Here is a 19,151-nt window from a genome sequence, read left to right as displayed (position 1 = left end):
TATGGCATATCTGGCGGTGTTTCATTGGGGCTGGCTCGCTGGATCGCTGCTGCTGGGTTTCGCGATGGGCTGGATCGCCGTGGTTCATCGCGGCCGGGGGGTCACAAAGCGGGTTGCGCAGGGGCTGTTGGTATTGGTTGTGGCGCTGATTGTCGCCGCGCTCACGCATGTTGTTCCCGGTCGGTTCGGCTACTGGCTCGACCTTGGATTGGCGATGCTCGGGGCTTATCTCGTAGGGTGCGCGGTCGGCTCGTGGTTGCGCAACCGGGTGGTTTCGCGCCAAACGGCGTCCGGCGGATCGACGGGGACACTCTAATTTGTTGGAATAAAAGGCTTTGTTAACCCCGGCGGAATTCCACTGGGAACCGAAACACGCTACGACACAGTTCACGTGAATGAATGCGGAACGGCGAATGGCTTCGCCGTGGATCGCAATTCGAGGTTCTCGATGCTAGGATCAATACGCAGAGCAATCTCGGTTCTGCGCCGAAAACAAATCCTGCACAAACTCGGTGTTGCGATCAGCGTCACGATCATCGTGGTCGCGTTCTACGTGCTCGTCCATATCCTCAGGGACATCGATGTCGACGAGGTGATAGAGGCCATCCGGCGGACCGACCCGCGCATGATTGCGCTGTCGGGCCTGTTCGTTGCCGCCGGCTATTTCACCCTGACATTCTACGACCTGTTCGCGGTGCGGGCGATCGGTGTCACGTATATTCCCTACCGCATCGCGGCTTTCGCGGCCTTTACCAGCTATTCGGTCGGCCACAACGTCGGCGCCAGTGTCTTCACCGGCGGAGCGGTGCGCTATCGCGTCTATTCCGCCTGGGGACTGAATGCGGTCGACGTCGCGAAGGTCTGCTTTCTGGCGGGTCTCACCTTTTGGCTCGGCAACGCCGCTGTGCTCGGGCTGGGCGTCGCCTATCATCCGGGGGCCGCAACGAGCATCGATCAGCTTCCGGCCTGGTGCAATCGGCTGATAGCGATCGCGATCATTGTCGGTCTGATCGGGTACGTGGTCTGGGTCGGAATCCGGCCGCGTCGCGTCGGCAGCGGATCGTGGACCGTGGTTCTGCCGGGCGCTCCGTTGACGTTGCTGCAAATCCTTATCGGAATTGTCGATCTGGGGTTTTGCGCGCTCGCAATGTATGTGCTGGTTCCCGACCAGCCCAATGTCGGCTTTGTTTTTGTCGCGGTGATTTTCGTGTCCGCGACTCTGCTCGGTTTCGCGAGCCATTCGCCGGGCGGCCTCGGTGTGTTCGACGCCGCGATGTTGGTCGGCCTCTGGCAGATGGACAAGAAGGACCTGCTGGCCGGGATGCTGCTGTTCCGGCTGCTTTACTATGTCGTGCCCTTCGTTATTTCTATAATCTTGCTGACGTTCCGGGAAATTGTCATCAGTGCGCGATTGAAGCGCGCGCGTGATGCGCGGCCCGGGTCGAGCGCCGGGCCAACGGATAAAGTGTCCTGTCTGAGGGAGCATGGCGACTCCGGCGCCTGACAGCCTTCAGGCGACCGCGGAAGGAGCCGCTTCGCGGATGCCTGCGTTCGTTGGGAAGTTCGCATCGTGGCCGGACCGCTTGCGCCGTTCGGCACTCATTCTGCTGGTAGCCGGGCTCGTGCTGGCTGCGCTTGCCGTGTTCGGTGGCTTGCAGGCGTCCCGCGCCATCGCTGCTTTTGTCTGCATCGTCGGTGCGGCGCTGGTGCCCTGGCGGGTTCACGATCCGGCCGCGCCGCGCGAAACCGAGCTCGGCGCCAATCCGGTGGAGACTGCGGCGGCGTATGCCATCATCGCCGGGATGCCGGATCCCAGCGTGCTGCTCGACCGGATCGGCCGCGTCATCCATCTCAATGTCGCGGCGGCGCAGCTTGTGCCGGCGTTGCGCAAGAACGAACTCGCGCAATTCGCGCTGCGATCGCCTGAGATCGTCACGGCGTTGCGCGAGGCGATCGCGACCCGGGAAACGCGGCGGACGACCTATCTTAACCATGTTCCGGTCGATCGCTGGATGGAATTGATCATCACGCCGGTTCCGGTGCCAACCGCGTTCGGCGGCATCGATCATTGCATGCTTCTGACGTTCCACGATCAGACGCCGTTGCGCCGGGTCGAGGAAATGCGCGCCGACTTCGTCGCCAATGCGAGCCACGAGTTGCGCACGCCGCTGGCGGCGTTGTCGGGCTTCATCGACACGCTGCAAGGCCCGGCGCGCGAGGATGCCAAGGCGCGCGAGCGCTTTCTCGGCATCATGCATGCGCAGGCGACGCGCATGGCGCGGCTGATCGATGATTTGCTGTCGCTGTCGCGGGTCGAATTGTCGGCGCATGTGTGGCCTGACACGCTTGTCGACCTTATTCCGATCGTACGCCAGGTTGTCGATGGGCTCGAGCCGTTGGCAGTGGAGCGTCAGGTCGAAATCGAGGTCGCATTGCCGAGCACGCCGGTGATGATCGCCGGCGATCGCGAGGAGCTGCTGCGGCTGTTCGAGAACCTGATCGAAAACGCGCTGAAATACGGCGCGTCCGGCGGCAAAGTCATGGTGTTATCGATGATGGACGTTTCGCCGGACGGCGCGCCGGAATTCCGCGTCGTGGTGCGGGATTTCGGTCCCGGCATCGCGCCCGAGCATTTGCCGCGTCTCACCGAACGCTTCTACCGCGTAGACGTCGGTGACAGCCGGGCCCAGGGCGGCACCGGCCTCGGCCTGTCGCTGGTGAAACACATCCTGAACCGTCATCGCGGCCGCCTGCTGATCGAAAGCGTGTCCGGCCATGGCGCGACCTTCACGGCGGGGTTTCCCCCGGCGTAAGCGGTTCCCGTCGCCTGAAGGTCAATGGTTGCAACGGCTTATCGCTGTCATCCCACTGTCGTCAAACCTTCGTAAAACCAGCATCGACCGCACTTAGACGGGCGCTACGAGCGCATTTGCGCTCTGCTCGATACGAGGGAGACCACACATGAATTTCTTCAAGGCCATCGTCGCCGCCGGCCTCGTTGCCGCCTCGACGTCCGCCTTCTCGCTTCCGGCGAGGGCGGCTGACATCACCGGTGCAGGGGCAACCTTCCCGTTTCCGGTTTATTCCAAATGGGCTGATGCCTACAAGAAAGAGACCGGCAATGGTCTGAACTATCAGTCGATCGGGTCGGGCGCCGGCATCAAGCAGATCCTTGCCAAGACCGTGACCTTCGGCGCGACTGACGCACCGCTGAAGGCCGACAAGCTCGACAAGGACGGCCTCCTGCAGTGGCCGATGGTGATGGGCGCGATCGTCCCCGTCGTGAACGTCGAAGGCGTGACACCTGGCGATCTGGTTCTTTCGGGTGAACTGCTCGGCGACATCTATCTCGGCAAGGTCACCAAGTGGGACGACCCTGCGATCGCAAAGCTCAACCCCAAACTTAAGCTGCCTTCGGCTGCGATCGCGGTCGTGCATCGTTCGGACGGGTCGGGCACCTCGTTCAACTTCACCAACTATCTGTCCAAGGTGAATGCCGAGTGGAAGTCCAGGATCGGTGAGGGCACCGCGGTCGAGTGGCCGGCGGGCGTCGGCGCCAAGGGCAACGAAGGTGTGTCCGGCAATGTCGGCCAGACCAGGAACTCGATCGGCTATGTCGAGTACGCCTATGCCAAGCAGAACAAGCTGACCTACGCCGCGCTCATCAACAAGGCCGGCAAGACCGTGCAACCGACTGTCGCTTCCTTCCAGACCGCGGCCGCCAACGCCGACTGGGCGCACGCGCCGGGCTACTATGTGATCCTGACCGATCAGCCGGGTGAGGCGTCCTGGCCGATCACCGCGGCCACCTTCATCCTGATGCACAAGGAGCCCGTCGACAAGGCGGCCTCCGCCGAAGCCATCAAGTTCTTCAGGTGGTCGTTCGAAAAGGGTGGCAGGATGGCCGAGGAACTTGACTACATTCCGATGCCGGACTCGGTCGTGAAGCAGATCGAGAAAACCTGGAGCGTCGAGGTCAAGAGCTGATCTCAGGCCGCGGAGGAGCGCCAAGGCGCTCCTCCATTCTTCAGTGCCCTTGCGAGAAGGCGTTTTCCGCAGGTTTCCCGGACATCATGCGTTGCAAGAAATAGGGGATTGGCGTGGCGGAAATAGCTGTTCATGGTAGCGCGATGGAGGCGGCAGGCCCCTATGACCGCACCCGTGCGCTGAACGCCTTCAAGCTCGGCGACAGGGCGTTCTACTGGACCACGCGCATCAGTGCGATGCTGGTTCTGATGCTGCTCGGAGGGATCATCGTCTCGCTGATCGTCGGGGCCTGGCCTGCGATTGTGGAGTTCGGAAGCGCATTCCTGACGACGCAGCGCTGGGCGCCGTCCGCCGACCCGCCGGTGCTGGGCGCACTGAGCCCGGTGTATGGCACGATCCTAACCTCCGTCATCGCGATGACGATTGCAATCCCGGTTGGAATCGGCATCGCGGTTTTCCTCACCGAATTGTGCCCGTTGTGGGCGCGCAGGCCGATTGGCATGGCGATCGAACTGCTCGCGGGCATTCCTTCGATCATCTACGGCATGTGGGGCTTCTTCATCCTCGGCCCGTTTCTTGCCAATTCGGTGCAGCCCTTCTTCATCGACTTGTTTGCCGGTGTGCCGATCCTGGGCTCGATTTTCGGCGGCCCGCCGTCTTATTTGAGCCTGTTCAATGCCTCGCTGATCCTCGCGATCATGGTGTTGCCTTTTATCACCGCGATTTCGCGCGATGTGTTCGCGACCGTCCCGCCAGTCCTGAAAGAGGCGGCCTATGGCGTCGGCTGCACCACCTGGGAAGTCGTCCGCTACGTCGTGCTGCCCTATACGCGCGTCGGCGTCATCGGCGGCGTCATGCTGGCGCTCGGCCGCGCGCTCGGCGAGACGATGGCGGTGACCTTCATTATCGGCAACTCGTTCCGTATCTCGCCGTCGATCTTCGCGCCCGGTACCACGATTTCAGCGGCAATCGCCAGCGAGTTCGCGGAGAGCGACGGCCTGCATCAGTCGAGCCTGATGCTGCTCGGTCTTCTATTGTTCGTGCTGACATTCTTCGTGCTCGCCGCAGCGCGGCTGATGCTGATGCGGCTGGAGAAGAAGGCGGGGAACTGAGCTATGAATCCGATCTATGCTTCCCGCCGCCGTCGGGATTTCATCATCCGCATCCTGTGCTTTGCCGCCGCCGCTTTCGGCGTCTCCTGGCTCGGGCTCATCCTGTTCACGCTCTTCTATAACGGTCTCGCCGGGATGAGCTGGCAGCTTTTCACCCAGAACACGCCGCCGCCCGGCGCTTCTGAAGGCGGTCTCTTGAACGCCATCGTCGGCTCCGTCATCATGACCGCTATCGGAGTAGGCATCGGCGCGCCGATCGGCATGTTTGCGGGCACCTATCTCGCCGAGTACGGCAAGCACGACCGCCTCTCACCGGTCATTCGTTTCATCAACGACATCCTTCTCAGCGCACCCTCGATCATCATAGGCCTGTTCATCTATGGTGCGGTCGTGGTGCCGATGGGAGGTTTCTCGGCGCTCGCGGGTTCGCTCGCGCTCGCCGTGATCGTCATTCCGGTCGTGGTGCGCACGACGGAGGACATGCTGAACCTGGTGCCGAACTCGTTGTGCGAGGCGGCCTCCGCGCTTGGTCTGCCGCGTTCGCTCGTCATCAGGCGCATCGCCTACCGTGCCGCGCGGGCGGGACTGATTACCGGCGTGCTGCTTGCCACCGCGCGCGTTGCCGGCGAAACCGCACCGCTGCTGTTCACCGCGCTGAGCAACCAGTTCTTCAGCGTGGACTTGACCCACACCATCGCGAACCTTCCCGTCACCATCAATAACTTCGTACAGAGCCCCTACGCCTATTGGAAGGATCTGGCGTGGAGCGGCGCGCTGCTGATCACGCTGGCCGTGCTGGCGCTCAACATCGGTGCGAGGTTGATTGGCTCAGAGAGGACCGCAAAATGACCGACGTTACCGCTGCCGCCTCGCGCTTGGCTATTCCACCATCGGTGATCGATCTCGACGCTCCTGCCAAAATCGCAGCCCGTAACCTCAATTTCTATTACGGCCAGCACCATGCGCTGAAGAATATCAACCTGTCGATCGCCACCAACCGCGTGACCGCCTTCATCGGTCCCTCGGGTTGCGGCAAGTCGACCCTGCTTCGCATCTTCAACCGCATGTACGACCTCTATCCCGGCCAGCGCGTCGAAGGGCAGGTGCTGCTGGACAATACCAACATCCTCGACCCCAGGCTCGATCTCAATCTTCTGCGCGCGCGGGTCGGCATGGTGTTCCAGAAGCCGACGCCGTTCCCGATGACGATCTATGAGAACATCGCATTCGGCGTTCGCCTGTACGAGAAGCTGCCCAAGTCGGAGATGGACGGTCGGGTGGAGAAGGCGCTGCGTGGCGGCGCTTTGTGGAACGAAGTCAAGGACAAGCTCAATGCCAGCGGGCTTAGTCTCTCCGGTGGTCAGCAGCAACGCCTGTGCATTGCGCGAACCGTCGCGGTGCGGCCGGAGGTGATCCTGTTCGATGAGCCGTGCTCGGCGCTCGATCCGATTTCGACGGCCAAGGTCGAAGAACTGATCGACGAACTCAAGGATCAATACACCATCGCGATCGTCACCCATAACATGCAGCAGGCGGCGCGTGTTTCGGACTCCACCGCGTTCATGTATCTCGGTGAGATGGTCGAGTTCGGCCCGACCAATAAGCTCTTCACTTCGCCTGCCGACCGCCGCACCCAGGATTATATCACAGGCCGCTTTGGCTGAAGATACGCGCAGATGCGCGGGGAGAATTGACATGGCTTTTGAACACACCGCCAAGGCTTTCGACGACGACCTCCAGGAGCTGACGCGGCTGGTTTCCGAGATGGGCGGTCTCGCGGAACGGCAGATCGCCGAATCCCTGGATGCGCTGATCCGCCGTGACACCGCATTGGGCGCTCGCGTCGTCGCCGCCGATGCCGAGATCGACAAGCTGCAGCGCATGATCGAGGAACGCGCTGTGCTTACCATCGCGCGGCGGCAACCGATGGCGGTCGACCTGCGCGAGATCGTCGGCGCCATGCGGGTCGCAACAGATCTGGAGCGGATCGGCGATCTCGCGAAGAACATGGGCAAGCGCGTGGTCGCGCTCGATAGCGATTTCCATCCGATGAAACTGATCCGCGGCCTCGAGCACATGACCGACCTCGTACAGTCCCAGGTCAAATCGGTGCTCGACGCCTATGCGGCGCACGATCTGCCGTCGGCGATGGCGGTCTGGAAGGGGGACGAGGAGGTGGACGCCATCTGCACCTCTTTGTTCCGCGAACTCCTGACCTACATGATGGAGGACCCGCGCAACATCGGGTTCTGTATCCACCTGATGTTCTGCGCCAAGAACATCGAGCGGATCGGCGACCACGCCACCAACATCGCGGAGACGGTGTTCTATATGATCGAGGGCCAGCAGATGCTCGACAAGCGCCCCAAGGGGGACATGACGAGTTTCGCATCGGTTCCGGGAAACTGAACAAGAGCGGACGAAACACGATGGGTGCACGCATTCTGGTGGTCGAGGACGAGGAGGCGTTAACGACGCTGCTGCGTTACAACCTCGACGCCGAAGGTTACGAGGTCGAAACGGTGGCGCGCGGCGACGAGGCCGATACGTGGTTGAAGGAGCGCATACCCGACCTTGTCGTATTGGACTGGATGCTTCCGGGCCTGTCCGGTATCGAGTTGTGCCGCCGTCTGCGGGCGCGCCCCGAGACCAGGCAGCTTCCGATCATCATGCTCACCGCCCGTGGCGAGGAGAGCGAGCGGGTGCGAGGACTTGCGACCGGCGCCGACGACTACGTCGTCAAGCCGTTTTCGGTGCCGGAGCTTCTGGCGCGGGTGAAAAACCTGCTGCGGCGGGCGAGCCCGGAACGGCTCGCCACGATCTTGAGCTTTGGCGATATCGAACTCGATCGCGACAAGCACCGCGTCTGGCGTTCCGGCTGCTCCGTCGACCTCGGTCCGACCGAATATCGCCTGCTGGAATTCTTCCTCGAACATCCCGGCCGGGTGTTCAGCCGCGAGCAACTGCTCGACAGCGTCTGGGGCCGCGACATCTATATCGACGAGCGCACCGTGGACGTTCACATCGGGCGGCTGCGCAAGCTGCTGAATCCCGACGGCGAGCCGGATCCGATCCGCACGGTGCGCGGCGCGGGCTACGCGCTGGACGAGCGGTTTGCGAAGGCGGAGCAGTAAATAGCTGGGTTTCTACGGCGGTGGGCGATTTTCGTCAGAGTATGCGTTTCATGATGGCGGTTGCTTCGCGGCGCGTGGCACCCAGCGATTGCAGGATCGCCATGACGGCGGACGGCACGTCCGAACCCTGTAGATTTCCTTCGCTCGCCGCTCGCATTAACTGGAGAACGATACCGATAACAACGGCGTTGCCGAGGTCAGAAGGAATCCCGGCAATGCGCTTTTGGCGTGCTGCTTGACGCAAATCGTCAGAGAGAAGACCACTGGCTGCGCTTCCAACCGTCGGAAATGACCAGGCGTAACGAGCAACAAGTCCTTCCCACTTCGGATTGAGTGTTGCTTGATGCAAGAACGTGTAACATCCATCGGCAATTCGTTCGATGGGATCCTTAAAGACCGAGCGTCGCGGCCGGGAGCCAGCGTCACCAAGGGCAAGCCTCTCGATGGACTTGACGTCTGGTCGACCATAAGCAGCGGCAGTCCCTCACCGCGACGAGAGATCGTTTACAATATCGAACCATTTCGCGGCGGCGTGCGCAGGGACGATTGGAAGCTCATCTGGAGGACGCCCCTCCCATCCGCCATTGAGCTGTACAATATTCCCCAAGATCCATCGGAAAAAACCAATCTCGCCGACAGCAATCCCGAGAAGGTCGCAGAGTTGCAGAAGCGCATCGAGCAACTTGCCAGGGAGAGCGCCAAGTCCCTGTTCCTCGTTGATGCGTTCGGGGCGGTGAAAAATACCGCGCACGGGCCGCCCTCGTTACCCAATGAAAGTGCTTACTTCACGCAGGGAGACTGACTGAAACGGGAGCAGTCTCGCGTATTCCCACGAAGCGCCGATCTTAGGGGCCTCACGCCGATGCGACCACCCGGCGAAGCATCCGGGAAATCTCTAGTCCGGACCGATTTGGGCAACGTGTTGCGCGACGAATGCCTTCAGCCGTTCCTCAACGCCATACAACAAACATCTTGCGTTCTTTGGGGAAGAAACTTCCATCCACAGCAATCCCTCTCCCGAGAATACAAGGGGAGAGGGCAAAGAGCGCGTTCACAGGGACGCTGAAATGAGCTGTTGAGGTTTCACCGTGCCTTCGGCGAATGGCGGCGCCGGTCAGCGGCTGGCTGATAGGCGATACGCGAGTGGTGCGCGCAATAGGGCAGGCCGGAAAGCGCCTTGCCGCCGCAGAAGAAGAATTCCGGACTCGAGGGATCTCCGACCGGCCAGTGGCAGGTGGCCTCGCTGAGTTCGAGCAGCGATAGCCGCTGGCTCATCGGCACGACATTGTCGTAGGCGATCGGATCTGGCTCGAGTTCGACCTCAAAGGCGTGCGCGAGCGCGGTGTTGCCGCGGGAGACCGGGCGCGACACTCGCATCATGTGCTGGGCCGGGCGGGCCTTGCGCGGCCGTGCCACCGTCGACGAAGGGCTTTTGGCGCGGCCCGACAGACCGAGCCGGTGCACCTTGCCGATCACGGCGTTGCGCGTCACGTTGCCAAGTTCGGCGGCGATTTGACTTGCGGAGAGACCCGCTTCCCAAAGCTTCTTCAGTTGTTCGACGCGGTCGTCGGTCCAGGTTATCACCGTCATCGCACGTTTTTCCCTTATGTCACGCGTGCCTGCGCTTAAGGCCGCACCTGAAAGCGTCCCCCTGAAAACCCGTGTGGGCAGAATCCCTTAGCCCTCGCCGGGCGGGAAAATCGCCCGGGCGCTTACGCTGAGAACAGGGACCAAAGAGGATCAAAACCGCCGCACGAGATGTCGTATCCGACGGCTGTAAAGCTACAATATGGCGTGACTCACGCGCAAGAGTCCGGCCTGGCGGCGTCCACATGTTCTGCAATAAATCGGAGAAATCGGTTCTTTCTGCGACTTTCGCGCATCACCGGCGCGCAAGGCAAATATTGACAGTGATCGCAGCGCACCTAGAATAACCCTCACGTGCCGCCCGGAAAGGCGGCACGTTTCGTTTCCGGGGCTGACAATTGATCGATCGCCGCAGCGCAGTCGGATCAATCCGCTCCTACTATCAACCGGCAAACCGTCATGATCACAGCCGCCGCGTCCCATCTGTTGCCCGTTTTCGCAAGAGCCGATCTTTCATTTGAGAGCGGCGAGGGCGCCTGGCTGATCGGCTCCGATGGCGGACGCTATCTCGATTTCACCAGCGGCGTTGCCGTGAACGCGCTTGGCCATTGCCACCCGCATCTCGTCGCCGCGCTTCAGGCGCAGGCGGCAAAGCTCTGGCACGTCTCGAACCTGTTCAAGTCGCCGGACGGCGAGCGGTTGGCGGCGCGGTTATGCGAGCAGAGCTTTGCCGACTTCGTCTTCTTCGCCAATTCCGGCGCCGAGGCGGTGGAGTGTGCCATCAAGGTGATGCGCCGTTATCATGCCTCCAAGGGCCATCCGGAACGCTATCGCATCGTCACTTTCGAGGGCGCCTTCCATGGCCGCACGCTGGCGGCGCTGGCGGCCACCGGCTCGGCGAAATATCTCGAAGGGTACGGTCCGCCGATGGACGGCTTCGACCAGGTGCCGCTCGACGATATCGAAGCGGTGAAGAAGACGATCGGGCCTGCGACAGCCGGCATCCTGATCGAGCCGCTGCAGGGCGAAGGCGGCGTACGCGAGCCGCCGCACGCGTTCTTCCGGGCGCTGCGTCAGCTTTGCGACGAGCGGGGCCTGCTGCTGGCGTTCGACGAGGTGCAGACCGGCATGGGCCGCACCGGCGATCTGTTCGCTTACAAGCGCATCGGCGTCGCGCCGGATGTGATGTCGCTGGCGAAGGCGCTTGGCGGCGGTTTTCCGATCGGCGCCTGTCTTGCGACCGCGGAAGCCGCGTCCGGCATGACGCCAGGCTCGCATGGGTCGACCTTCGGTGGCAATCCGCTCGCGGTCGCAGTGGCTAATGCCGTGCTCGACGTGATGTTGGAGCCCGGTTTCTTTGAGCGGACGCGGAGGATGTCGCTGCTCTTGAAACAGAAGCTGGCTTCGGTCGTCGATCGCCATCCGGATGTGCTGAGCGAGGTGCGCGGCGAGGGGCTTCTGATCGGCCTCAAGGCTGTGGTGCCGTCGAGCGATCTTGTCAGCGCGTTGCGCGAGGAAAAGCTTTTGACGGTGGGCGCCGGCGAGAACGTCGTGCGTTTGCTGCCGCCGCTGATCATCGGCGAGGCGGAGATCGAGGAGTCGGTGCGGCGGCTTGAGCGGGCCTGCGCAAGGCTTTCCGACGCACGCGCAAAAAAGGAAGCGGCGCAATGAGCAAGGCGCCACGGCATTTTCTCGACCTGTTCGACGTGCCGACGACGGAACTGCGCGCGATCCTCGATGCCAGCGTGGCGATGAAGAAGCGACGCAAAGAGGGCCGGATCGCCGACAAGCCGCTCGACGGTAAGACGCTGGCGATGATCTTCGACAAGCCTTCGACGCGCACCCGTGTGTCGTTTGACGTCGGCATGCGCCAGCTCGGCGGCGAGGCGGTCATGCTGACCGGGGCCGAAATGCAACTCGGACGCGGCGAGACCATCGCAGATACCGCGAAGGTGCTGTCACGCTTCGTCGATATCATCATGATCCGCATCCTCAGCCACGACGCACTGACGGAGTTGGCGACGCACGCAACCGTGCCCGTCATCAACGGACTGACGCGGCGCTCGCACCCCTGCCAGGTGATGGCCGACGTGATGACTTTCGAGGAGCATCGCGGGCCGATCAAGGGCCGTACCGTGGCGTGGACCGGCGACGACAACAACGTGCTGGCGTCGTGGGCGCACGCGGCGGAGCGCTTCAGCTTTGATCTCAACGTCGCGACGCCGCCGGAGCTTGCGCCCAACAAGCTGCTGAAGGACTGGATCAGATCGAGCGGGGCGCGAATCAAGCTCGGCACCGATCCGGAAGCGGCGGTGCGCGGCGCAGACTGCATCGTCACCGACACCTGGGTGTCGATGGGCGACAAGGACGGCGAGCATCGTCACAACCTGCTCAAGCCTTATCAGGTCAACGCCAAGCTGATGTCGCTGGCGAAACCGGACGCAGTGTTCATGCACTGCCTGCCGGCGCACCGCGGCGACGAGGTCACTGACGAGGTGATCGACGGGCCGCAGTCGGTGGTGTTCGACGAGGCCGAAAACCGCCTGCACGCCCAGAAGGGCATTCTGGCCTGGTGCCTTAACGCGGCAAGATAAGCGCGTTGCCGCTTCTTCCGGCGCTTCGTTCAGCTGTCATTGCGAGCGAGCGCCAAAATTGGCTCCAGCCAATTTTGCGCCGAGCGAAGCAATCCAGTCTTCGAGGCTTTCTGGATTGCTTCGGCGCGAGGCGCTTCGCAATGACGGCAACGTCAAGTACGGCTCTGGAAAAGTGCTGTAGGCCGCTCGTGGGGCGATGATCGCCCGCACGATGTCCTTACGCCACCAAATCCTTGGTCTTTTCGGCGCGCTTACGCTCGTTGGCGTCGAGGTGCTTCTTGCGCAACCGGATCGACTTTGGCGTGATCTCGACCAGTTCATCCTCCTCGATATAGGCCAGCGCCTTTTCCAGCGTCATGCGGATCGGTGGCGTCAATCTGACCGCCTCGTCCTTCGAGGTGGTGCGGATGTTGGTGAGTTGCTTACCCTTGAGGATGTTGATCTCGAGGTCATTGTCGCGGGTGTGTTCGCCGACGATCATGCCCTTGTAGACCTTCCAGCCCGGCTCGATCATCATCGGGCCGCGATCTTCCAGCTTGAACATGGCGTACGCAACGGCTTCGCCCTGATCGTTGGAGATCAGCACGCCGTTGCGGCGGCCCTGGATATCACCCTTGTACGGCAGGTAGTTGTGGAACAGGCGGTTCATGATCGCCGTGCCCTTGGTGTCAGTCATCAGTTCGCCCTGATAGCCGATCAGGCCACGGGTCGGCGCGTAGAACACCAGCCGCAGACGGTTGCCGCCGGACGGGCGCATCTCGATCATCTCGGCCTTGCGTTCGCTCATTTTCTGCACGACGACGCCGGAGAATTCCTCGTCGACGTCGATGACGACTTCCTCGACTGGCTCCAGCAGCTGGCCGTTCTCATCCTTGGTCAGCACCACGCGCGGACGTGACACCGAGAGTTCAAAGCCTTCGCGGCGCATGGTCTCGATCAGGATCGCGAGCTGCAATTCGCCGCGGCCTGAAACCTCCATCGCATCCTTGTCGGAGGCCTCGACCACCTTTAGCGCGACGTTACCTTCGGCCTCGCGCAGCAGGCGATCGCGAATCATGCGACTGGTGACCTTGTCGCCTTCGGTGCCGGCGAGCGGCGAGTTGTTGACGATGAACGACATCGAGACGGTCGGGGGGTCGATAGCCTGCGCCTGAATCGGCGTTTCCACCGAGGGATCGCAGAAGGTATCGGCGACGGTGCCTTTCGGCAGGCCCGCGATGGCGACGATGTCGCCGGCTTCGGCGAAATCCACCGGCTGACGCTCAAGGCCGCGGAAAGCGAGGATTTTGGTGATGCGGCCGGTCTCGACCACCTTGCCATCGCGCGACAGCACCTTCACCGATTGATTCGGTTTGACCGATCCGGAGGCAATGCGGCCGGTGATGATACGGCCGAGATAGGGGTTGGCTTCGAGGATGGTGCCGAGCAAGCGGAATGGACCTTCCTCGACCACTGGCGGTGCGACGTGCTTGATCACCAGTTCGAACAGCGGCTTCATGCCATCCTCATGCGAGGCGTCGGGCGAGTTGCCCATCCAGCCGTTCTTGCCGGAACCGTAGAGGATCGGAAAATCGAGCTGTTCGTCTGTGGCATCGAGCGCGGCGAACAGATCGAACACCTCGTTGACGACTTCCGTGACGCGCGCGTCGGCGCGGTCGACTTTGTTGATCGCGACAATTGGCTTCAGGCCGAGCTTGAGCGCCTTGCTGACCACGAATTTGGTCTGCGGCATCGGGCCTTCGGCGGCATCGACCAGAACGATCACGCCATCGACCATCGACAAAATGCGCTCGACCTCGCCGCCAAAGTCGGCATGGCCGGGGGTGTCGACGATGTTGATCTGGGTGTCTTCCCAATGCACCGAGGTGCACTTGGCGAGAATGGTGATGCCACGCTCTCGTTCCAGATCGTTGGAATCCATCGCGCGTTCGACTTGGCGCTGGTTGTCGCGATAGGTGCCGGACTGTTGCAGCAGCTTGTCGACGAGAGTGGTCTTGCCGTGGTCGACGTGGGCGATGATGGCGATGTTACGAAGATTCATGGGATCGGTTTCTTTTTGATCGGGAAGACCACGCATCGCCCAAGCATTAGGCGGCGTTCTCGTCTTGCGGTGAAGGTCAATCGGATGCGGGCGCGGCGTGATCAAATCACGCGGCGAAAGCGGTTAAAGGGTCGTCGCTTCCGGCCAAGTCATTGGCGCCACTTCTTTTCTCAAACGCGGTTAGACGCGAATGACCCGATTTACGGCTTCGGACACCTTCGCTGCGATGCGATATAGTCAGAAATGGTCAAAAAAACAATGCATCGTTTGCAACTTGTGACGTCATTTTGCCGGCGAAAGCGGTTGTTTTGGGGGGCGCGCCTCTTCGGTCGGGTAAACTCCCCGCAAAACCTCCTCAAAGTGGCTCTTGACCGCGTCATTGCAGAGGCAGGCGCGGATTGCCAGGGCATCCCGGTTACGAACTACGATAGCGCCGCGCCGGGTCTCCAGAACGCCCTCGGCCTTGAAGGTCTGGATAACCCGGCTGGTGTAGCTGCGGCCGACGCCGAGCATGGCCGACAGTTGCTCGTGGGTGAGCGGAACGAGATCGCTGCCGGTTCGCTCCATTGCAGAAATGATCCATTTCGCGGTTCGTTGTTCGATCGAATGGATGGCGTTGCAGGCTGTGGACTGAAAGACCTGGGCCAACATGCAGTCGGCATAGCGCGCGAACAGATTGCGCAGCGTGGGCGATTTGGCTTTTGCGGATTCCAGCTTTGAAACCCGCAGTCGCACGAACGGCCCGCCGACTTTGACCATAATCCGCGTATAGGCCGGCAAAAATCCATGGCTGACGATGCCGCCAACGGCGCCCTCGCGCCCGACCAGAATGGTTTCGACGTCGCGGCCATCCTCGTTGGGGACGAGATAGGATGCGAGGCTTGGCCCGCAGGGAAAATGGACAATTTCGACGTCGTCCCCGGGATTGTAGAGCAGGTCGTCGGAATGGCCCTCCACAGCTTCCAGACACGGCTCGATCAGCTTGAAATCGGCGTCGCTCAGTCGGCGAAGGAGGTTGTTGAATGGGCGGTCGGGGTCGTTCTGCAACGCCTGCTGCGTGGTCATGATGTTCTTTCCTGTGACCTGAACATAGCGAAAGCTGCTGCGATGTTATGTTCAAAAGTGAACAGACAAACGCCTAAGCGATATGATCGGTTCCGGCCGGGAACCAGGCGAGGGGACTCGGCCGGGTTCCAGCGGAATTTCAGCCATCACTGGATCAGACTCATGAAGCCCGTCGTTCCCGATAATCCGGCGGCGATGCCAGCCGACATGCCCGGCGACGTTTTGATCGTCGAAGACGATGTCATCATCGCACTCGACTTCGAGCAGACGGTCGCGGAGTTCGGCGTGACATCGGTCCGGATCGCCTCAAGCGTTGCAGAGGCGCTGGCGCTGATCGCCGAATATCCTCCCGACTTTGCGCTCCTCGACATCGGCCTTTCCGAGGAAAAAAGCTTTGCTGTCGCCAGGCGTCTGGCCGCGCTGAAAATCCCATTCGCTTTTGTGACCGGCTATAGCGGCGACAGGGCCTTTCCGCCGGAATATTCAGACCGGCCCAAACTCTCAAAGCCGTTTTCGCGCGATGAGCTGTTCGCGATTCTGTCGGACTGGCGAAGCTGCGGCGCAGGATGATCCCGATTAAGCGCCGGTCCCGTGACGTTTTCGGGTCTCTACAGCGTTTTCAAGCGAGGTGGGCAACCTCCCGGTTTGCGTCAGCGCAACCTGGTGTTCGAGCATCGAGGATACCATTCCCTCCACGGCCGGCGACCCGCGCATTGACAAGGCGTTGGCTGGTATGATCAGGCGGAACGATGAGGGGATGACGCATGGCCATGCCAGCCGTGGAGAATGCGAGAAGCAGGCCATTAGCGATCTGGACGATCGGCTTCAGACCTTTTTTCCTGATGGCCGGAGTCTGGTCGGCGACGGCGCTCGCCGGATGGATTGCGATGCTCACAATGGGGCTTGCGCCACCCAGCCGCTTTGATCCGCTGGCCTGGCATATCCACGAAATGCTGTTCGGGTTCGTCATGGCGGCAATCGCCGGCTTTTTGCTGACGGCAATCCCGAACTGGACCGGCAGGGCGCCGATCAGCGGCCGGCCACTCGCCGCGCTGGCGGCGTTATGGCTCGCAGGGCGCCTCGCTTGTCTCGTTTCAGCATCGATCCCGTTCTGGCTGGCGGCGGCAACGGATCTCGCCTTCCCGTTTGTGCTCTGCGCCGTCTGTGCCCGCGAGATCATCGCCGGCAGGAACTGGCGCAACATGCCCATGCCAGTCCCCATTGCCGTTCTCGGCTTCGCGGACTTATTGATGTATCTGGAGCTTGCAGGTTTCTCGGTGCCCGCGGGTCTGGGATGGCGTCTCGCCTTGACGGCGATCATCGTCCTGATCTCGGTGGTCGGCGGGCGGATCATCCCGACATTCACGCGCAACTGGCTTGTCAAACAAGGAGCAGCCGCCCTTCCATCTGCGCACGACCGGGTCGATAACATCGCGCTCGGAGCGCTCCACACCGGGATGATCGGCTGGGCACTTTTCCCGGCGTTCTCACCTGTCGGCGGGCTTCTGATTGTCGCGGCGGCCCTTAATCTCTGGCGGCTCGTGCGCTGGCGCGGCATTACCACCTGGACCGAACCGCTGCTGATCGTTCTTCATGTCGGATATCTCTGGGTCATCGTCGGCGCGGCCTTATTGGGCGTGTCGAGGTTGACAGGTCATGTGCCGGAAGCGGCGGCGATCCACGCGCTGACTGCCGGCGCCATCGGCACCATGACGCTTGGCGTCATGACCCGCGTTTCGCTCGGTCATACCGGCCGTGCGCTCACGGTGGATCGGACCACTGCCCTGATTTATCTGTTTGTGATCCTGGCCGCTGCGGCGCGTGTTGCAGCAGCGGCCAGTGGATCGCTTCCTGTGCTGATGGAGATTTCGGCGATGCTATGGATCGGCAGCTTCGGCCTGTTCGCCCTGCGATATGGACCGATGTTGCTGGCGCCCCGTTTGTAATCTCCGAACGGCCGATTTTGCGATCAGAATACGCGCAATTATTGATAGCCGGAAAATGCTCTGGTGACGTTTACCGGTCGACGTTCAGTACTGCGCCCGTCGTGGCGTCGACGTCGACTTCCATATATCGGCCGGATATGTCACGGCCCTCGATTTGCCACTCGTAACCGGCGAACTCAGTGTTAGAGACGGTTACAAGCCCGATGTCGGTCGCGACGCCGAGCGCTTCCTGCATCGAGAGAAGACCACCGGAATCATAGGCCATCGCCGGGGCGGCTGCGCCGAGCGCGACAGCGGCAGCAAGAGACAAAATGTAGTTTCGCATGAGACGCTCCTCGTCGAGGTTCGATCCGTTGCGCCGTCGCATGAACGCAACACCGATAAAACGGACGGCCTTCCGTTGCGTTCCCATGTCGCACGCGGCAAGTTTGTGCGATCGTTAGGCCGCTGCGGCATTTTCTTGGCCGTATCTTGGCGAGCGGAACAGAGGGGCATAGGCGCGCAGATTCGCACACGCGGTCGCCGAAACAGATACGGATGTTGTTACTGGCCGCTACATCACGATGATTTTGCGGCGGATTCGATCCGGCATTGCATCATGCAGTGCAGTCCCGTGCCGAGGAACGCGATCTCCGACTTTCCGTCGAACCCGCGCAGGCTGGCATTCAGGAGCTTCGTTCCAAACCCCGGCTTGCCCGGCGTCGTGATTATCGGCCCACCCGATTCGTCCCAGACAATCGACAGCATGTCGTTGGTCACGGTCCACGACACATGGAGCAGGCCGTGGGGTGTGGAGAACGCGCCGTATTTCGCCGCGTTGGTGGCGAGCTCGTGAAATATCAGCGCCAGGCTGACCGCGAGCTTCGCCGGCAGGAACAATGGGTCGCCGTTCAGGGTGAAGCGGACGTGGCCATAGGGGCCAAGCTCCGAGTGCAGAAGGTCGATGATGTCGCAGCCGCGGCCGTCTTTGCCGGCGATCAGGTCATCTGTTGCCGATAGCGCGCGAATGCGGCTGTCGATCCTGCTCCAGGCCACCGGATAATCGTAGAGCGCCTGCCTGGTCACCGCGTGAATGGCGGCGAGTTGGTTTTTGAGCCGGTGCTGGAGCTCTTCCACGACGAGTTCACGGTAGCGCTGTTCCCTGCTGAGGCGGCTTGAGAGTTCACGGTGATGCGCCACCAGTGAACGGTGGTGTCGCACGCCCAGGATGACAAGTGCCGCGACGACGAAATAGACCGCGATAAGGACCGCCGTGGCCACCCCTTGCGGCGCCTCGCCGAAATCCAGCATGAGGCCGAGAGCCGCGCCGCCGATCGCGGCGATAACTCCCGCCCGCTCTCCGCCGAACGCAGCCGCCACGAACACAGCGGGAAGATAGGGGCTGTAGGGCACGTCGGGACGCAGCAGCGAGATTCCGAACCGGAACGCGGTCGAGAGCGTCAGGCAGACCGCTACGAGGCCGAAACCCAGAATTGCCGGAGGCTCGGAGACGCCCTGCCATCCGCGTCGGAATTCCTCGATCCACTTCGCCATCGGGCTCCCGATTGAATGTCATCCACGGTGCTGGTGAAAAACTATGACACCAGCGAGGCGAGAGCGCGATCATAGAATATAATTCGGTATAATACCCGCTATATTCCCGTATATCACGACGCGGAGGTCCCGATGAGCGGGACATCACCGTC

At 61.7% G+C, this 19,151-nt stretch carries 20 protein-coding genes; 14 read left to right on the top strand and 6 right to left on the bottom strand.

Annotation, left to right across the window (positions count from 1 at the left end; all coding sequences use genetic code 11):
- Position 1 precedes the first annotated feature (1 nt).
- From ACSZOQ_RS15030 to phoB, 9 genes are all read left to right on the top strand, one after another.
- Positions 2-316 (top strand): hypothetical protein, encoded by a 315-nt coding sequence (locus ACSZOQ_RS15030; protein ID WP_439923251.1) that lies wholly within the window; start codon positions 2-4, stop codon positions 314-316.
- Between the two features lie 132 nt (positions 317-448).
- Positions 449-1,504 carry a UPF0104 family protein gene (locus tag ACSZOQ_RS15025; protein ID WP_439923250.1) on the top strand — a complete coding sequence of 352 codons (1,056 nt, stop codon included), beginning with the start codon at positions 449-451 and terminating at the stop codon, positions 1,502-1,504.
- Positions 1,505-1,541: 37 nt separating this feature from the next.
- Positions 1,542-2,813, top strand: coding sequence for an ATP-binding protein (locus ACSZOQ_RS15020; protein ID WP_439926088.1), 1,272 nt, complete (start codon positions 1,542-1,544; stop codon positions 2,811-2,813).
- 148 nt (positions 2,814-2,961) lie between these two features.
- Entirely contained in the window at positions 2,962-3,987 is a 1,026-nt protein-coding gene (gene pstS, locus ACSZOQ_RS15015) for a phosphate ABC transporter substrate-binding protein PstS (protein ID WP_439923249.1), read from the top strand.
- Between the two features lie 143 nt (positions 3,988-4,130).
- The gene (pstC, locus tag ACSZOQ_RS15010; protein WP_439926087.1) at positions 4,131-5,099 is read left to right on the top strand and encodes a phosphate ABC transporter permease subunit PstC; all 969 of its coding nucleotides are present in this window, start codon (positions 4,131-4,133) and stop codon (positions 5,097-5,099) included.
- Between the two features lie 3 nt (positions 5,100-5,102).
- A complete protein-coding gene (gene pstA / locus ACSZOQ_RS15005) occupies positions 5,103-5,948 on the top strand; it encodes a phosphate ABC transporter permease PstA (protein WP_439923248.1) in 846 nt (281 codons plus the stop codon).
- On the top strand, positions 5,945-6,763 hold the full coding sequence (gene pstB / locus ACSZOQ_RS15000; RefSeq protein ID WP_439923247.1) for a phosphate ABC transporter ATP-binding protein PstB: 819 nt from the start codon (positions 5,945-5,947) through the stop codon (positions 6,761-6,763). The genes pstA and pstB overlap by 4 nt, the downstream gene beginning before the upstream one ends.
- A gap of 31 nt (positions 6,764-6,794) precedes the next feature.
- The gene (gene phoU, locus ACSZOQ_RS14995; RefSeq protein WP_439923246.1) at positions 6,795-7,508 is read left to right on the top strand and encodes a phosphate signaling complex protein PhoU; all 714 of its coding nucleotides are present in this window, start codon (positions 6,795-6,797) and stop codon (positions 7,506-7,508) included.
- 20 nt (positions 7,509-7,528) lie between these two features.
- On the top strand, positions 7,529-8,233 hold the full coding sequence (gene phoB, locus ACSZOQ_RS14990) for a phosphate regulon transcriptional regulator PhoB (protein WP_439923245.1): 705 nt from the start codon (positions 7,529-7,531) through the stop codon (positions 8,231-8,233).
- A 34-nt stretch (positions 8,234-8,267) separates the two neighbouring features.
- Here the strand turns inward: phoB and ACSZOQ_RS14985 are convergent, their stop codons facing one another.
- Complete coding sequence (locus ACSZOQ_RS14985) at positions 8,268-8,582, bottom strand: hypothetical protein (RefSeq protein ID WP_439923244.1); 315 nt, start codon at positions 8,580-8,582, stop codon at positions 8,268-8,270.
- On the opposite strand from ACSZOQ_RS14985, the gene ACSZOQ_RS14980 reads away from it, so the two are divergent.
- Entirely contained in the window at positions 8,574-9,035 is a 462-nt protein-coding gene (locus ACSZOQ_RS14980; RefSeq protein ID WP_439923243.1) for a hypothetical protein, read from the top strand. The two genes, ACSZOQ_RS14985 and ACSZOQ_RS14980, sit on opposite strands and share 9 nt — an antisense overlap.
- Before the next feature lie 281 nt (positions 9,036-9,316).
- Here ACSZOQ_RS14980 and ACSZOQ_RS14975 read toward each other — a convergent pair whose 3' ends face one another.
- Complete coding sequence (locus ACSZOQ_RS14975; RefSeq protein WP_439923242.1) at positions 9,317-9,823, bottom strand: GcrA family cell cycle regulator; 507 nt, start codon at positions 9,821-9,823, stop codon at positions 9,317-9,319.
- Between the two features lie 456 nt (positions 9,824-10,279).
- Between ACSZOQ_RS14975 and ACSZOQ_RS14970 the strand changes: the two genes are divergently transcribed.
- A complete protein-coding gene (locus tag ACSZOQ_RS14970; RefSeq protein WP_439923241.1) occupies positions 10,280-11,491 on the top strand; it encodes an aspartate aminotransferase family protein in 1,212 nt (403 codons plus the stop codon).
- Positions 11,488-12,414 (top strand): ornithine carbamoyltransferase, encoded by a 927-nt coding sequence (gene argF, locus ACSZOQ_RS14965; RefSeq protein ID WP_439923240.1) that lies wholly within the window; start codon positions 11,488-11,490, stop codon positions 12,412-12,414. Before ACSZOQ_RS14970 ends, argF begins: the two co-directional genes overlap by 4 nt.
- Before the next feature lie 217 nt (positions 12,415-12,631).
- On the opposite strand, the gene typA is transcribed toward argF, so the two are convergent.
- Together typA and ACSZOQ_RS14955 are read right to left on the bottom strand one after the other, a co-directional pair.
- The gene (gene typA, locus ACSZOQ_RS14960; protein ID WP_439923239.1) at positions 12,632-14,455 is read right to left on the bottom strand and encodes a translational GTPase TypA; all 1,824 of its coding nucleotides are present in this window, start codon (positions 14,453-14,455) and stop codon (positions 12,632-12,634) included.
- A gap of 282 nt (positions 14,456-14,737) precedes the next feature.
- The gene (locus tag ACSZOQ_RS14955; RefSeq protein ID WP_439923238.1) at positions 14,738-15,520 is read right to left on the bottom strand and encodes a Crp/Fnr family transcriptional regulator; all 783 of its coding nucleotides are present in this window, start codon (positions 15,518-15,520) and stop codon (positions 14,738-14,740) included.
- Between the two features lie 162 nt (positions 15,521-15,682).
- Here ACSZOQ_RS14955 and ACSZOQ_RS14950 point away from each other — a divergent pair, with 162 nt between their 5' ends.
- Entirely contained in the window at positions 15,683-16,090 is a 408-nt protein-coding gene (locus ACSZOQ_RS14950) for a response regulator (protein ID WP_439923237.1), read from the top strand.
- Positions 16,091-16,284: 194 nt separating this feature from the next.
- Positions 16,285-17,466 (top strand): NnrS family protein, encoded by a 1,182-nt coding sequence (locus ACSZOQ_RS14945; RefSeq protein ID WP_439923236.1) that lies wholly within the window; start codon positions 16,285-16,287, stop codon positions 17,464-17,466.
- A gap of 70 nt (positions 17,467-17,536) precedes the next feature.
- Here the strand turns inward: ACSZOQ_RS14945 and ACSZOQ_RS14940 are convergent, their stop codons facing one another.
- Both ACSZOQ_RS14940 and ACSZOQ_RS14935 read right to left on the bottom strand, forming a co-directional pair.
- On the bottom strand, positions 17,537-17,791 hold the full coding sequence (locus ACSZOQ_RS14940; protein WP_439923235.1) for a PepSY domain-containing protein: 255 nt from the start codon (positions 17,789-17,791) through the stop codon (positions 17,537-17,539).
- 233 nt (positions 17,792-18,024) lie between these two features.
- Positions 18,025-18,999 carry a sensor histidine kinase gene (locus tag ACSZOQ_RS14935; protein WP_439923234.1) on the bottom strand — a complete coding sequence of 325 codons (975 nt, stop codon included), beginning with the start codon at positions 18,997-18,999 and terminating at the stop codon, positions 18,025-18,027.
- Positions 19,000-19,151 lie beyond the last annotated feature (152 nt).

The sequence above is a fragment of the Nitrobacter sp. JJSN genome, from assembly GCF_051912485.1.
Lineage (GTDB): Bacteria > Pseudomonadota > Alphaproteobacteria > Rhizobiales > Xanthobacteraceae > Nitrobacter.
This window is presented reverse-complemented; position numbering and strand designations above follow the sequence as displayed.